This is a genomic window from Vibrio amylolyticus, from assembly GCF_023145695.1.
Taxonomy (GTDB): domain Bacteria; phylum Pseudomonadota; class Gammaproteobacteria; order Enterobacterales; family Vibrionaceae; genus Vibrio; species Vibrio amylolyticus.
Genome location: NZ_JAJHVV010000045.1, coordinates 1 through 353 on the forward strand (window position 1 = coordinate 1; position 353 = coordinate 353).

At 51.8% G+C, this 353-nt stretch carries 1 pseudogene; it reads left to right on the plus strand.

The features are described 5' to 3' along the window. A pseudogene (locus KP803_RS21810) lies at positions 1–353 on the plus strand (hypothetical protein); the annotation flags it as partial.

Below are 353 nucleotides of genomic sequence, written 5' to 3' on the forward strand. Positions count from 1 at the left end.
TACATGCTGCCATTAGTGGCAAACAACGGTGTGACACAGTTCTTCCCATCGGTTAACTATTCTTACGTCGATATCGACACGGGCTACCTAGATAGCATGGCGCCAGCAAGCAACGACGCCTACAGCGGTGCAATGAGCGGTTACTCTACGGGTACGGGCCAAGCGGCGACTTTAGCGGCGGTTTCGGCGAAAGACGCATTAGGCGGAGATGATGCTCACCTAGTATCGGTTAACCTATACGGCCTACAACCATGGAATGACACCTCATACACGGTATTCCAAGCGTTTGGTGGCTCTAGTTACGGTGGCGTAGACATGGAAATGGTGGATTTAGTTCTACTACAAGGCACGCG